The organism is Bacillus sp. NEAU-Y102 (assembly GCF_054788175.1).
Map to the genome: position 1 here is coordinate 1,131,754 of NZ_JBTWFK010000001.1, position 13,133 is coordinate 1,144,886.

The following is a 13,133-nucleotide window of genomic DNA, read 5'->3' on the forward strand; positions in this document are numbered from 1 at the left end:
CCTTTTAAAATTCTCTTTTTTCATATATTTTTACTGAAACGAAGATAGATGCTATGAACATGCATATTGAACCAAAGAATAACAAGGTATTATATAATTGAATTTGTTCCAAGTTGATTTGAAACAAAACTTCTAAAACAACTATCGGTGCCATGAATATTACTATCGTAATAAAAATAGTTTTCTTATACCCTAGCCAAAAGGATATTGGTAATACAAAGCTTAAATACACTAAAATAAAGCTAATACTAGCAACTATTGTCGTTTCAATAAATTCAAATAAGTTAACCCCGCTCTTCATTCCCATCGTGAAACAACCGACCGTTACACTTATAAAAAGAATAATAATTGCTACTATATATTTCGCATACACAATTTGTTTTCTCAATATTGGTAAACTATTTACTATAACTTCACTCTCATTTTTACTATCTGCTTCAAATGTTTTTACTGTTGCCCCAATTGTAATAATTACTGACATAATGATGAACAGATTTTCCGTATCTGTTAAGGCCATATAAAAGAAAACAGGATACAGTATGTACCAAATTAAAAATTTCCATTGAATGATGAAATCTTTTAAAATTAGTTGCTTGATCATGTATTACACCTCCTAATATAAAAATGTCCCTTCTATAACTCTGCCTCCTGAAACATTTTCATTGAGAGGAACATTGATACGAATATACTCACTAATACTCCGATACCAAGAACACCCATTGCTTGTGTAGCCTCTTGAGAGTGAAGTACTTTTAACATAATTGTTTTATCACCAAAAATATTGCACATAAGACCAATCATACCCATTAAAGGAAAAAGCATAATCAAATTCAAGACAGTAATAACTTTATATCCCCCAATGTAATTAGTCGGTATCGTTACTGCACAATAAATCAAAGTTGCTACTATTGCTGAAAATACTGCATATCCAGGCATAACTATATCTCTGTTCAATAGAATATTTCCTAATATTATGACTATAAAAGTTGTACTCAAACCAGCCATAATAAATAATGAACTTGCAATATATTTAGCTATAACTATCTCTGTTCTCGTTATAGGCAAACTCACTAATATTTTTTCTGTTTTACTTTTCTCTTCATAATAAAAAGAAATAGATATAATCGTACTACATGTTATAAATAACCCTATTGCAATCCCCATTGGTTGGACTAGATTCCTAAAAACAGAGAAAATAGGTATTAAAAAATATAAAGGAAACATCTTCTTCTGCAAGAAAAACTCCTTCAAAATCAATTGCTGCATATAAATTCTCCTCTCTATAAATCACGCGTTTCATAAATTTTAATTGTAAGAAACATAGAAGCGATATAAATACTAAATAATGTAATGAATCCAACTATAAATACACCAAGATGTAATGGATTCACAATCCAATCAATGAATGATGCCGTAGCGCTTTCTCCGTCACCAATAAACATTCCAACAATAACACCTATTCCAGCGGCTCCACCTGTAAATATTCCACGTACTATTTTTGATTTTGTTCCATAATAACTCGGGAATAATGCTGTAATATAAACTAAAGAATATACAGCACCTCTGACTACTACATACCAAGGAATTTCAATATACAAATTAGGATGATAAGCTCCAATATCACCAATGACAGCGATACCTCTTATAAGAAAAACAACTAGCATAGTAGAAATCATGCCACCTACAATGAATATTACACCCGAAATATATCTAGCAATAATGATATCCTTTCGTCCAACAGGTAAACTATTTATAATAACATCACTTTTATTTTTTTCATCCATCGCTATTAGTATCATAGAAGATGATATCGTTATGAGTAAGCAACTCATCGGAAATAACAATTCACCATCTGGCTCTAATCCAAAGAAAACAAGGGGCATAATAAAATAGACTAACCACGTAACCCGAAAAAAGAACAAATCTTTATAGATGAGCTGACGCATAAGCACCTCTCCCTTTCGCAGTGTAAACGATGATATCGTCTAATGTAGGCTTTTCTATTACAACCTCATTTCCAAACCAATCGATAATTGCTTGTTTATCCTTCGCTAAACCTTCAAAACCAAATTTGTTTTTTCGTAATCCAACAAATAGCTCTTTTCCTTCTCGATCCAATAAATCATTACTTCCCTTTACGCTTACGTAGTTCTCCATCAATTCATCTTTCTCACCAGTAAATATAATTTCTCCGTCATTGATAAACGTAATATAATCTGCAATACGTTCTAAATCCGTTGTAATGTGGGTTGAGAATAATACAGATACTTCATCTTCCATTACAATTTCTTGCAACATATCAAGTAATTCGCTCCGAACAACTGGATCTAATCCTGCTGTCGGTTCATCCATAATAATGAATTCGGCATGATGTGAAAGTGCGATTGCAATCGCAAACTTCATTTTCATCCCTTTAGATAGCTCTTTAATTTTTTTATACTTTGGAACTTGCAATCTGTGCATATACGATTGGTATTGATTTTCGTCCCACTTTTTATATAACGGTGCAATAATACGTTTCATTTGTTCACACGTTAAATCTTCGTAGTAATAGTTTTCATCATATACAAAACCAATATTTTGTTTTATGTCCTTTTCGGCTTTCTTATTGTCTTTGCCAAAAATTTTTATATTGCCGCTATCTTTTCTAATTAAATTCATAATCATTTTGATCGTTGTACTTTTCCCAGCACCATTCGGTCCGACAAACCCCATAATATATCCTCGTGGTAATGTAAAACTTATATTTTTCACTGCGAAATCTTCATAACTTTTACAAACATTTTTTAGCTCTAACATCTCTTATTCCCCCTTATATAAACACGCAATCATCTGCTGCAGTTCTTCAAGTGAAAGCTGCAACACTTTACTTTCTTTTACGATTTCTTCAGCCTTACTTTCCAATAGACGTAGCCGCTGTTCTTTTAGTAGTTCATTATTTTTACATGAAACATAAGTCCCCTTCCCAGCAACAGTTTCTATATATCCTTCTTTTTCAAGCTCCTCGTACGCACGCTTCGTTGTAATTACACTAATTTGCAATTCCTTCGCTAAGCTACGAATAGACGGTAATTGGTCTCCACCCTTTAAACCACCATTTAAAATAAGCTGGCTTAATTGTTTTCTTATTTGCACATAAATAGGGTCTTGGGAAGAATTCGAAATAATAATATTCATGTTTTCCTCCAGTGTGTGTATATACTGTATATATCTTATATACACAGTATATACACACCATCCTATTTTTGGCAAGAAAAAAAGACCAACATTTCCCTGTTGGTCTTTCGTATATGTATCACTTTTCAAAGCGATCTAACATCTCGTCTCTCATTCCGAAACTTACTACTGCAATTCCTATATACATAAACAGAAGAAATGCCGGATGAACTGTGTTGTACCAGCTGCTGTCAACGATTAAGTAAATCGTTAATGCCACAACAAGAACAAACGCTAAGATAAACATATAAAAGTGTCTTGTACTACCCATGATAAACTCCTCTCTTCTCACTTCACCATTCAACAGTTTATTTTATCGAATAATTCGATATGACTCAAGGTTAACTTTCTGTTATGTAATCAAGTTCCACCTTTACAATGTCCTCACATGCTATTGAAATGATTGTTCCTTGTTTATCAATTGCCGTCACTTCTCTATTATCCATTACACGATTTGCTACTCTTTCTAACACTTTCCCTTGGTCTCGATAGCAAAATTCTTTTACATCTTTAATTGTTTCTCCATTTTCTAAATGGTATACCATTCTATAACATCGATATCCCACACTTTCACCCCCGTCTTGCTCGTTTTTTCACATATACATAAAAATGAGTAATTTTTGCCTCATCACATCTTCTTAATTTCAATAAAATTCTAACAAAAATAAATACTTTTATCAAACCGACTTTTTCAACAAAACTACCTATAAAACTACACCTTTACACCATTAGGAAACAAAAAATATAATTTTTTAACATTTTCTTCACTATTTCTGCACAAATTCTCCATACAAAAAAAGAACCCGCCGCAGCGAGTTCTTTTTTTGTTATTCTAATCAAACTTGTACAGGAGCTGGCTTTGCATAACGTAAAACTGGTTTACGTGCAGCCATCGTTTCGTCTAAACGTTTAATGACTGTCGTATGCGGTGCTTCTTGTACAACTTCTGGATTTTCTTCTACTTCTTTAGCGATTTGAATCATCTTATCAATGAAACCATCTAATGTTTCTTTTGATTCTGTTTCTGTCGGCTCAATCATAATACATTCTTCCACATTTAATGGGAAGTAAATTGTTGGTGGATGGTAACCGAAATCAAGCAGACGTTTTGCAATATCTAATGTACGTACGCCAAGTTTCTTTTGACGACGACCTGATAATACAAATTCATGCTTACAATGTCTATCGAATGGAAGATCGTAGAATGGCGCTAATCTTCTCATCATATAGTTCGCATTTAATACAGCATACTCAGTTACTGCACGCAAGCCATCTGGACCCATAGAGCGAATATACGTGTATGCACGAACGTTAATTCCGAAGTTACCATAGAATGGCTTCACACGACCAATTGCTTCTGGACGGTCGTAGTTGAAGTGATAACCATTTTCCGTTTTTTCTAAAATCGGTTTTGGTAAGTACGGAATTAAATCAGCTTTCACACCTACTGGACCAGAACCTGGGCCACCACCGCCGTGAGGACCTGTAAATGTTTTATGAAGGTTTAAATGCACAACGTCAAATCCCATATCTCCTGGGCGCGCTTGGCTTAATACCGCATTTAAGTTTGCACCATCATAGTATAATTTACCGCCTGCATTATGGACAATTTCTGCCATTTCTAAAATATTTTCTTCAAATAGACCTAATGTATTAGGATTTGTTAACATAAGTGCTGCTGTTTCTTCATTGACAACACGTTTTAAGTCTTCTAAATCAACAAGGCCATTTTCATTTGATTTTACTGTAATTGTTTCAAAACCAGCTACAGTTGCAGATGCTGGATTCGTTCCGTGAGCAGAGTCAGGCACAATTACTTTCGTACGGTTAAAATCACCATTTGCTTCATGGTATGCACGAATTAACATTAAACCTGTCCATTCTCCGTGTGCACCAGCTGCTGGTTGTAAAGTAACAGTATCCATACCTGTAATTTCGATTAAATGCTCTTGTAAGTCGTACATTAATTCCATTGCACCTTGTACTGTCTTTTCATCTTGCAGTGGATGAATATTTGCAAATCCTGCGAAACGAGCTACACTCTCATTAATTTTCGGATTATATTTCATCGTACAAGATCCAAGTGGATAGAATCCAGAATCAACACCGTGGTTACGGTTTGAAAGTGCTGTATAGTGGCGCATAATATCAAGTTCAGATACTTCTGGTAGCTCTGCATCTTCTACTCGAATATAATCGCTCTCAAACACATCTTCTAGTTTCACTTCTTCTACATCTAATTTGGGTAAGCTATATCCTACGCGTCCTTCTTTAGTCACTTCAAAGATAAGTGCTTGGTCTTGGTTCTTCATTGGATAGCCCCCATTTCGTTTACAAGTGTGTCAATTTCCTCTTTCGTACGAAGCTCAGTTACCGCTACAAGCATATGGTTTTCATGCTCTTTATAATCACGGCCTAGATCGTAACCGCCGATAATATTCTTTTGTAATAATGCATCGTTTACTTCTTTCACTGGACGTTTGCAATCTACAACAAACTCATTGAAGAATGGTCCAGCAAATGTTACAGTAAAGCCTTTCGCTTCAAATTGACGTTTTGCATATTGTGCTTTAGAAATGTTTTGACGTGCCATTTCTTTCACACCTTGTTTGCCAAGTGCCGTCATTGCAACAGAAGCTGCTAATGCATTTAACGCTTGGTTTGAACAAATGTTAGATGTCGCTTTATCACGGCGAATATGCTGTTCACGTGCTTGTAACGTTAATACAAATCCACGTTTACCATCTGAATCTACAGTTTGTCCAACAAGACGTCCTGGAATTTTACGCATAAATGCTTTCGTTGTTGCAAAGTAACCACAATGCGGTCCACCAAACTGCGTTGGGATACCAAATGGTTGTGCATCACCGATTACAATATCAGCACCAAATTTCCCTGGTGGTGTTAATGCGCCTAATGATAATGGATTTGAAGAAACGATAAATAATGATTTTTGTTGATGAACGATTTTTTCAATATCAGCTAATTTTTCAACTTGTCCAAAGAAGTTTGGATATTGAACGATTACACAAGCAACTGTATCATCTACTTCACTTTGTAATACGTCTAAATCTGTTACACCATCTTTATGATTAATTTCAACAACTTCAAGATTTTGACCTTTTGCATACGTTTCAAGTACTGCTCTTGATTCTGGATGAACCGCGCTAGATACAAGAATTTTCTTTTTGCGAGTATGGCCAGCTGCTAACATTGCCGCTTCAGCTAAAGCTGTACCCCCGTCATACATAGAAGAGTTTGCTACATCCATTCCTGTTAATTCACAAATCATTGTTTGGAATTCAAAGATTGCTTGTAATTCCCCTTGTGAAATTTCCGGTTGGTATGGTGTGTAAGCTGTATAAAATTCTGAGCGAGAAATAACATGATCTACAATTACTGGAGCATAATGATCGTATACGCCTGCTCCTAAGAAAGAAGCGTATTCTTTTAAGTTAGCATTTTTACTAGCCATTTGAGATAGCTCTTTTAAAAGCTCTGGCTCTGATTTTGCTTCTTTAATTTTTAAATCCCCTTTAAAACGAACACTCTCTGGAATATCAGAGAATAATTCATCGATCGTTTGAACGCCGATCGTTTGTAACATTTCTTTTTTGTCTTCTTCTGTCATTGGAAGATAACGATGCAACATGAAATCTACCCCTCTCCCCGTTACTTTGAACGTTTGTAAAATGGTGTTGGAACAACTACTGCTTTGACGCGTTTATTACGAATTTCAATTTCTACTTCTGTATCAACTGCTGCGTATTTTACATCAATTAGTGCTAAACCAATGCTTTTCTTTAACGTTGGAGATTGTGTACCACTCGTTACTTCCCCAATTTTTTCTTCACCAATAAATACAGGGTAATGCGTACGAGGAATTCCACGTTCGATTACTTCGATGCCGACTAATTTACGAGGCGCACCGTTTTCTTTTTGCTCTTTTAACGTTGCTTTTCCAAAGAAGTCTGCTTCTTTATTTGTTTTTACCGCAAAGCCAATTCCAGCCTCAATCGGTGTAATATCTTTTGATAATTCTTGTCCATAAAGTGGTAATGTTGCTTCGAATCGCAGTGTATCACGAGCACCTAAACCACATGCTTTTAAGCCCTCTTCTGCTCCAACTTCAAGAAGTTTCTCCCAAAGTTTTGCAGCATCTTCACTCTTACAGTAAATTTCGAATCCATCTTCACCTGTGTAACCTGTACGAGATACAAGTGCTGGAATTCCATCTACAAGAATATTGTTTTTAAATTTAAAGAACTTAATTTCTTTCAAATCTTCTGACACAACTTTTTGTAAAATGCCCTCTGCTTTTGGTCCTTGAATTGCAAGCTGTGCAACTTCACTAGAAACATTGACTACTGTCGCATCGCCAATTACATGACTTGCTAACCATTCGTAATCTTTCTCTATATTTGATGCATTGATTACTAATAAATAGTCTTCTTCACCACGTTTGTAGATTAATAAATCATCTACTGTACCACCATTTTCGTAGCACATAGCTGTATATTGTGCGCCCCCTACCTTTAAGGTAGATACGTCATTTGTAACAACACGTTGTAAAAATGCTAAACTATCTACACCTTTTACTTCAACTTCTCCCATATGAGACACGTCGAACAAACCTGCAGCTGTACGTACAGCTTCGTGTTCTTCTTTAATGCTTGAAAATTGAACTGGTAATTCCCAACCACCGAAGTCGATTGTTTTCCCACCATACTTCGCGTATACATCAAATAACGGTGTACGTTGTAATGTAATCATGCTCTCTCCCCCTTATGCTTTGACAAATCAATAAAAGTTGCTTCCTTTTTCTAAACATTTTCATTCTGAAAAGATAGGATATACGGAATCTCATTATATTTTTTTATGAAAGCGTAAATAAAAAATCACTTTCTTGGATAAAATACGAAAGATTCCACACATTTCACACCATTATCCTAACATCATTCGCTATATTTCATCAATATTCTAGCATAAAAAATAATTTAGAATTTTTTATGTTAAAAAACAATAAATACAGCTTTTGAGATTTAATACTTTATTATTGTCTATCATATAGCCTTTAATAACGATAATTATGCCTTCTTTTGAGGCAAATCATCATACATTAAAAAATAATTACTTTAGTTTATAAAAGGTGGGAGAGTCGTAATGAATGTCGATATTTCCGTAGATCGGACGTGGCAAAACAATTTTTTAAATAGAATTGATGAAGATGGTCCTTGGACAAACTGGGATTTATATCACTTAGCTTATGAAACAGAAAAATCGTTACTTGTTCCTACTTTTGATGGACTACAAGCACCGAAACATTTATCCCATTTCACGCCGCTTCCGCATCAATTAGAAGTCGCTCAAAATGTGATTGAACAAATGAATGGTAAAGCGATTCTAGCAGATGAAGTAGGTCTTGGAAAAACAATCGAAGCTGGACTTATTTTGAAAGAATACATGGTCCGCGGGCTTGTGAAAAAGGTACTTATACTTGTCCCAGCCTCTCTCGTATCACAATGGGCATACGAGCTGAATACAAAGTTTTTCATTCCCGCTGTAGCACAAAAGAAAAGCTACTCGTGGGAACAAGCTGACGTAATCGTATCATCAATTGATACTGCGAAACGTTCACCACATCGCGATATCGTGTTGAACTTAGAATATGACCTTATTATTATCGATGAAGCACATAAACTGAAAAATAATAAAACAAAAAACTATGAATTTGCACAACGATTAAAAAAGAAGTTTTGTTTATTACTAACCGCTACTCCTGTTCAAAATAAGATTGATGAAATTTTTAACCTTGTTTCTTTATTAAAGCCAGGACATTTAGGCAATCAATCCAACTTTGAAGAATATTACGCTTCCAAAAATCGCTCAGCCGAATCAGATGAAGACTTAAAAGCTCTCATTAACAAAGTAATGGTGCGAAATAGACGACATAATACCGGTATCGATTGGCCGAAGAGACATGTACGTACAATTTTTGTTGAGTTTAATGAACAAGAACAAGCTCTATATAATGATATCGAAAATTGGCGAGGACAAGACGCCTTCACATCTGCTTTCTCATCGTTAACTTTAAAACGGGAAGCGTGTAGTAGTCGTGAGGCTGTTTACTATTCATTGAAAAAGCATGTAGAAAAAAGACAGAAAGAAAATGAACATTATATAAAAGATCCACATATCGATGTGCTAATGGACAAAATTAATCATATTCCTTTCAACTCGAAAGCAACTAAAGCTCTAGAGCTTATAAAAGAAATTGACGATAAAGTCGTCATTTTCACGGAATACCGAGCATCACAGATGTACTTACAATGGTTTTTACAACAACACGGTATTTCTTCTGTCCCATTCCGCGGCGGATTTAAACGCGGGAAGAAAGATTGGATGAAGGAACTTTTCCAAAATCGTGCCCAAGTGTTAATTGCAACGGAAGCTGGCGGAGAAGGCATTAACTTACAGTTTTGTAGCCATATGATCAATTATGATTTGCCATGGAATCCAATGCGTCTTGAGCAAAGAATCGGACGTATTCACCGTCTCGGTCAAAAGAATGATGTTCATATTTATAACTTAGCTACAAAGCATACTGTTGAAGAACATATTTTGAAACTGTTATATGAAAAAATCAACTTATTCGAGCGTGTTATCGGTGAACTCGATGAAATTTTAACGAGAATTAATATGAAAAACATCGACGCGCACATTCAAGAAATTTTCGCGCAATCAAAAAGCGAAGGTGAAATTAGAATTAAGATGGAAAACTTAACATCTATTATCGACTTTGCGAAACGAAATGAAGCTGAGGTGCAAGGCTATGCAGCAACATGAAATTCATAATTACTTATACAATTTCTTTGAGGCGAATAACTGTGAAATTTTAGAACGTTCTCCTCATTTATTAGATGTACAGTTAACAATTGAGATGGATAAATTATTAATGAATCGCCCTTTTTATTGGCACTATCTTGAGAAAACAGGAGGCGTACCGAATCCGATGCGCCTTACTCTTATTACAAATCCAGAAAATGAAGAAAATGAAGAAAATGATGGTGAGCTTATTCACTACGGTTCACCACGTCTACATCAAATTTTCCAAACGACAAAAGAATTAGGCTCTTACATACGTTTATATGAGGATGTAAGACATAATGGGGCAACACATACACCGCTCCACCCTTGGCTCGGTATTAATATAAAAGTTTCCTATCAATGTGATCGAAAAAAAGACATCCTTCACTCGATTGGCATTCATCTCATTTCTGGAACAATGATGGCAAACTTTCATGAAACATTAACAAACATTAAACTTACACCAAAAATACCTGATTTTTGTTTTACGCTCTCGCCCATCATTAAACCTCAAAGTGGTTTACAACGCATAGAAGACGCTTTAAAAAATATAATTGCAGAAGATGACCATACGTGGGCAAAAGAAGCAAGAGTGCGTTGGAATCATGATCTAGACCTTTTAAACCGTTTTTATGAAGAAAGTGACGAACTTCCTGAGAGCTATGAAATTGAAAAACAAGCTCTGCAAGAACAGTATGAACCACGTATTACAGTGCAAATTATTAACGGTGGCCTTTTTTATGTTACCGCGAATCATTTTCTATCTTGAAGAAGCTCCTTCTGCTTTAGAAGGAGCCTCTTTTGAGCTATTTTCTACCCTACTCGCTATCGCCACTACGCTCTTGCTGTTTTTTCTGTGCCATACGTTTCTGCTGTGCACGATCCTTTGCGCTCACATGATTTGCATCAGTTGGAAGATTTTCTTTCGAACGTCCAATTCCATTGCTCATCTTTCCCACTCCTTTTTGCGTTTTTCAAAATACATGTTTATTTTCAGCTAGAGTTTCAATCCTTATACAAAAAAATAAGAGCAGCCATTGGCTACTCTTACTCGCTCACATATTTTTGAAACATATCATGGATGCCTTTATTTACTAGGTTCGAGATCTGCTCGTCAGATTTATTCGGATAACGATCACGCAATCTGATAGATGCCTTCACCATTAAATTTTCTAATACAGAACGGCCACCTTCTCCATAAATAATTTCAGCATATTTAACAAGCCTTCCATCCTCTACTGTTGCTGGATTATGATTGAAGAAAAATTTACTCATTGTCTCCACCTCTCTCTTTTGATAACGTTTACATTTATATAGATTATTTATGTTATTTATTTCACAATATTGTATGCATGTATATTTAATTAGTTTCATTATAAAGCAACATATCGATAGTAAATATGTGATTTTCCGTCCATTTTGTGAACAGACTAAAAATGAAAGCGTTTCCTTTATTATATACTAAAAAAACTTACTACGCTAGGGGCAATTTTTTTCAATCTACTAATCCCTCAAAAATTGATATATTTTTTCTTTTCCCATTAAACCTTATACAATTTTCAGAAATTATATTATAAAATATATGTATGACTTAAGGAGGCTTTGTATGAATCAAAATAAAAAAGCTATATTAGATCTTGTCTTTTATCTCGTAATCCCATTCCTCATTTGGAAATTTGCAAAACCTTATATCGATCCTTATTACGCGATGTTACTTTCCTCTGTTCCGGGGATTATTTATACACTGTATACCTTTAAAAAAGAAAAACAGTTTAACGTGACAGGATTCTTTATTTTAATTACACTCATTTCTAATACAACGGTAGATCTATTATCTGGGTCAGCTGAACGAATGTTATGGAACGATGCGTATTATCACATCGTACTCGGTATTATCGTCATATGTACAATTTTTATAAAAAAACCACTTATGTTATATTTCGCAGCAGATATTGCAGCGCTGCAAGGCCATGACCGCGATAAAAGTCGTGAGCTTTATCGTGATAGTCGTATATATCCAGCACTGCAATATTTAACGTTATTTTTCGGGCTACAATTTATATTAAAAAGCTTTTTAAAAATTTATTTCATCTCTGTTTTTGGTGTAGATGGCTACGGTGAAATGAGAGCGATTATGACCGCTGTCGGCTGGGGCATTTCTATTTGTATCGGAATAGGGTTCGTATGGGTGAACAATAAAATACATGCCGTTACGGAAGAACAAGAATCCGTGCAGTAAACAAAGATCCCCTAGTGTATTACGACACTAGGGGATCTTTGTTTTGCTAGACATATGACTAAAATTTAACTTGATTTTTTTCTTTTACTTTTTACATTTCGATAAAACAAAGCAGCACTCAGCGGCATAACACCAAACCACTTATTCATAAATGGCTCTTTTTCAGCACGGCGTTGTTCTTTCTTTTGTTTTCGATCTTCTTTTGGAGCATCCATATACGACACAAACTGCTGCGTCACAAAGCGAACATAATCATTAGTAGACATATTATCATCACCTCTACTTGATTAGTATGTCCACTTTTTTATACATTAATCTTTTCCTTTAATTCATTCATAATTTGCTTTACAGACTTATTTGTCGTATCGATATGAATATGAGCCTCTTCATAATAAGCTCGGCGTGATTCAAATTTCTTTACGAATGCATCTATATCTTTCTTTTGAAATAGTGGACGTGTCGTATCTTCACGAAGCCTTTCTGCAATTACATTTGGATCACAATATAAATACACGACAGTTCCGTTCTCTTTCATCCACTTGCGATTTTCCGCTCGTTCAATAATTCCCCCACCAGTTGTAATAATGACATTATGGACTGGTAGCGAACGTAACATTTCGCTTTCATATTCCCGAAAAGTCATTTCGCCTTCTTCGGCAAAAATATCACGAATTGCCTTCTTTTGCTTCTCTTCGATTTTTTGATCAGTATCTACAACATCCATTTGAAGTTCTTGACTTAATGCTTTTCCAATTGTTGTTTTCCCTGCTCCCATATAGCCGGTTATGTATATAGATTTCATTTTCTGTCC

General features: G+C 35.0%; 18 protein-coding genes. 4 read left to right on the plus strand and 14 right to left on the minus strand.

What is annotated here, in order from left to right; genetic code table 11:
• Positions 1-4 precede the first annotated feature (4 nt).
• The 10 genes from ACYFX0_RS05665 to gcvT all read right to left on the minus strand — a co-directional run bounded on the left by ACYFX0_RS05665 (position 5) and on the right by gcvT (position 7,989).
• The gene (locus ACYFX0_RS05665) at positions 5-601 is read right to left on the minus strand and encodes an ABC-2 transporter permease (protein ID WP_000595340.1); all 597 of its coding nucleotides are present in this window, start codon (positions 599-601) and stop codon (positions 5-7) included.
• Between the two features lie 32 nt (positions 602-633).
• Positions 634-1,266 (minus strand): ABC-2 transporter permease, encoded by a 633-nt coding sequence (locus ACYFX0_RS05670; protein ID WP_001186571.1) that lies wholly within the window; start codon positions 1,264-1,266, stop codon positions 634-636.
• A 14-nt stretch (positions 1,267-1,280) separates the two neighbouring features.
• Positions 1,281-1,946 (minus strand): ABC-2 transporter permease, encoded by a 666-nt coding sequence (locus ACYFX0_RS05675; protein WP_001249441.1) that lies wholly within the window; start codon positions 1,944-1,946, stop codon positions 1,281-1,283.
• Positions 1,927-2,799, minus strand: a complete 873-nt coding sequence (locus tag ACYFX0_RS05680; protein ID WP_000891299.1) for an ABC transporter ATP-binding protein — start codon at positions 2,797-2,799, stop codon at positions 1,927-1,929. Before ACYFX0_RS05680 ends, ACYFX0_RS05675 begins: the two co-directional genes overlap by 20 nt.
• Before the next feature lie 3 nt (positions 2,800-2,802).
• On the minus strand, positions 2,803-3,177 hold the full coding sequence (locus ACYFX0_RS05685; protein WP_001021345.1) for a GntR family transcriptional regulator: 375 nt from the start codon (positions 3,175-3,177) through the stop codon (positions 2,803-2,805).
• A 118-nt stretch (positions 3,178-3,295) separates the two neighbouring features.
• Positions 3,296-3,487, minus strand: coding sequence for a hypothetical protein (locus tag ACYFX0_RS05690; protein WP_000535933.1), 192 nt, complete (start codon positions 3,485-3,487; stop codon positions 3,296-3,298).
• A 70-nt stretch (positions 3,488-3,557) separates the two neighbouring features.
• On the minus strand, positions 3,558-3,761 hold the full coding sequence (locus tag ACYFX0_RS05695; protein WP_000262496.1) for a DUF3929 family protein: 204 nt from the start codon (positions 3,759-3,761) through the stop codon (positions 3,558-3,560).
• A gap of 291 nt (positions 3,762-4,052) precedes the next feature.
• Complete coding sequence (gcvPB, locus tag ACYFX0_RS05700; protein ID WP_000795712.1) at positions 4,053-5,528, minus strand: aminomethyl-transferring glycine dehydrogenase subunit 2; 1,476 nt, start codon at positions 5,526-5,528, stop codon at positions 4,053-4,055.
• On the minus strand, positions 5,525-6,868 hold the full coding sequence (gene gcvPA / locus ACYFX0_RS05705) for an aminomethyl-transferring glycine dehydrogenase subunit 1 (RefSeq protein WP_000903240.1): 1,344 nt from the start codon (positions 6,866-6,868) through the stop codon (positions 5,525-5,527). The genes gcvPB and gcvPA overlap by 4 nt, the downstream gene beginning before the upstream one ends.
• A gap of 20 nt (positions 6,869-6,888) precedes the next feature.
• A complete protein-coding gene (gene gcvT / locus ACYFX0_RS05710; RefSeq protein ID WP_000631776.1) occupies positions 6,889-7,989 on the minus strand; it encodes a glycine cleavage system aminomethyltransferase GcvT in 1,101 nt (366 codons plus the stop codon).
• Positions 7,990-8,379: 390 nt separating this feature from the next.
• Between gcvT and ACYFX0_RS05715 the strand changes: the two genes are divergently transcribed.
• Together ACYFX0_RS05715 and ACYFX0_RS05720 are read left to right on the plus strand one after the other, a co-directional pair.
• Positions 8,380-10,062 (plus strand): DEAD/DEAH box helicase, encoded by a 1,683-nt coding sequence (locus ACYFX0_RS05715; RefSeq protein WP_001100040.1) that lies wholly within the window; start codon positions 8,380-8,382, stop codon positions 10,060-10,062.
• Complete coding sequence (locus tag ACYFX0_RS05720) at positions 10,049-10,852, plus strand: YqhG family protein (RefSeq protein WP_001183974.1); 804 nt, start codon at positions 10,049-10,051, stop codon at positions 10,850-10,852. Before ACYFX0_RS05715 ends, ACYFX0_RS05720 begins: the two co-directional genes overlap by 14 nt.
• A 49-nt stretch (positions 10,853-10,901) precedes the next feature.
• Here the strand turns inward: ACYFX0_RS05720 and ACYFX0_RS05725 are convergent, their stop codons facing one another.
• Together ACYFX0_RS05725 and ACYFX0_RS05730 are read right to left on the minus strand one after the other, a co-directional pair.
• Positions 10,902-11,033, minus strand: coding sequence for a hypothetical protein (locus ACYFX0_RS05725; RefSeq protein ID WP_000064665.1), 132 nt, complete (start codon positions 11,031-11,033; stop codon positions 10,902-10,904).
• 97 nt (positions 11,034-11,130) lie between these two features.
• Positions 11,131-11,358 carry a hypothetical protein gene (locus tag ACYFX0_RS05730; RefSeq protein ID WP_000032702.1) on the minus strand — a complete coding sequence of 76 codons (228 nt, stop codon included), beginning with the start codon at positions 11,356-11,358 and terminating at the stop codon, positions 11,131-11,133.
• Between the two features lie 73 nt (positions 11,359-11,431).
• On the opposite strand from ACYFX0_RS05730, the gene ACYFX0_RS05735 reads away from it, so the two are divergent.
• Together ACYFX0_RS05735 and ACYFX0_RS05740 are read left to right on the plus strand one after the other, a co-directional pair.
• The gene (locus ACYFX0_RS05735; protein ID WP_003279814.1) at positions 11,432-11,548 is read left to right on the plus strand and encodes a hypothetical protein; all 117 of its coding nucleotides are present in this window, start codon (positions 11,432-11,434) and stop codon (positions 11,546-11,548) included.
• A 141-nt stretch (positions 11,549-11,689) separates the two neighbouring features.
• A complete protein-coding gene (locus tag ACYFX0_RS05740; RefSeq protein WP_001073111.1) occupies positions 11,690-12,322 on the plus strand; it encodes a VC0807 family protein in 633 nt (210 codons plus the stop codon).
• Between the two features lie 65 nt (positions 12,323-12,387).
• Here the strand turns inward: ACYFX0_RS05740 and ACYFX0_RS05745 are convergent, their stop codons facing one another.
• Together ACYFX0_RS05745 and ACYFX0_RS05750 are read right to left on the minus strand one after the other, a co-directional pair.
• Positions 12,388-12,588 carry a YqzE family protein gene (locus ACYFX0_RS05745; RefSeq protein ID WP_000106083.1) on the minus strand — a complete coding sequence of 67 codons (201 nt, stop codon included), beginning with the start codon at positions 12,586-12,588 and terminating at the stop codon, positions 12,388-12,390.
• Positions 12,589-12,626: 38 nt separating this feature from the next.
• Positions 12,627-13,124 (minus strand): shikimate kinase, encoded by a 498-nt coding sequence (locus ACYFX0_RS05750; protein ID WP_000836666.1) that lies wholly within the window; start codon positions 13,122-13,124, stop codon positions 12,627-12,629.
• Positions 13,125-13,133: the final 9 nt, after the last annotated feature.

Bases quoted from the DNA above. Each gene is read 5' to 3' on its own strand.
- gcvPA (WP_000903240.1), bottom strand. From the start codon at position 6,868: ATGTTGCATCGTTATCTTCCAATGACAGAAGAAGACAAAAAAGAAATG.
- ACYFX0_RS05675 (WP_001249441.1), bottom strand. From the start codon at position 1,946: ATGCGTCAGCTCATCTATAAAGATTTGTTCTTTTTTCGGGTTACGTGG.
- ACYFX0_RS05695 (WP_000262496.1), bottom strand. From the start codon at position 3,761: ATGGTATACCATTTAGAAAATGGAGAAACAATTAAAGATGTAAAAGAA.
- ACYFX0_RS05725 (WP_000064665.1), bottom strand. From the start codon at position 11,033: ATGAGCAATGGAATTGGACGTTCGAAAGAAAATCTTCCAACTGATGCA.
- ACYFX0_RS05745 (WP_000106083.1), bottom strand. From the start codon at position 12,588: ATGTCTACTAATGATTATGTTCGCTTTGTGACGCAGCAGTTTGTGTCG.
- ACYFX0_RS05665 (WP_000595340.1), bottom strand. From the start codon at position 601: ATGATCAAGCAACTAATTTTAAAAGATTTCATCATTCAATGGAAATTT.
- ACYFX0_RS05735 (WP_003279814.1), top strand. From the start codon at position 11,432: ATGCATGTATATTTAATTAGTTTCATTATAAAGCAACATATCGATAGT.
- ACYFX0_RS05730 (WP_000032702.1), bottom strand. From the start codon at position 11,358: ATGAGTAAATTTTTCTTCAATCATAATCCAGCAACAGTAGAGGATGGA.
- ACYFX0_RS05715 (WP_001100040.1), top strand. From the start codon at position 8,380: ATGAATGTCGATATTTCCGTAGATCGGACGTGGCAAAACAATTTTTTA.
- ACYFX0_RS05690 (WP_000535933.1), bottom strand. From the start codon at position 3,487: ATGGGTAGTACAAGACACTTTTATATGTTTATCTTAGCGTTTGTTCTT.
- ACYFX0_RS05680 (WP_000891299.1), bottom strand. From the start codon at position 2,799: ATGTTAGAGCTAAAAAATGTTTGTAAAAGTTATGAAGATTTCGCAGTG.
- ACYFX0_RS05670 (WP_001186571.1), bottom strand. From the start codon at position 1,266: ATGCAGCAATTGATTTTGAAGGAGTTTTTCTTGCAGAAGAAGATGTTT.
- gcvPB (WP_000795712.1), bottom strand. From the start codon at position 5,528: ATGAAGAACCAAGACCAAGCACTTATCTTTGAAGTGACTAAAGAAGGA.
- ACYFX0_RS05740 (WP_001073111.1), top strand. From the start codon at position 11,690: ATGAATCAAAATAAAAAAGCTATATTAGATCTTGTCTTTTATCTCGTA.
- ACYFX0_RS05720 (WP_001183974.1), top strand. From the start codon at position 10,049: ATGCAGCAACATGAAATTCATAATTACTTATACAATTTCTTTGAGGCG.
- ACYFX0_RS05750 (WP_000836666.1), bottom strand. From the start codon at position 13,124: ATGAAATCTATATACATAACCGGCTATATGGGAGCAGGGAAAACAACA.
- gcvT (WP_000631776.1), bottom strand. From the start codon at position 7,989: ATGATTACATTACAACGTACACCGTTATTTGATGTATACGCGAAGTAT.
- ACYFX0_RS05685 (WP_001021345.1), bottom strand. From the start codon at position 3,177: ATGAATATTATTATTTCGAATTCTTCCCAAGACCCTATTTATGTGCAA.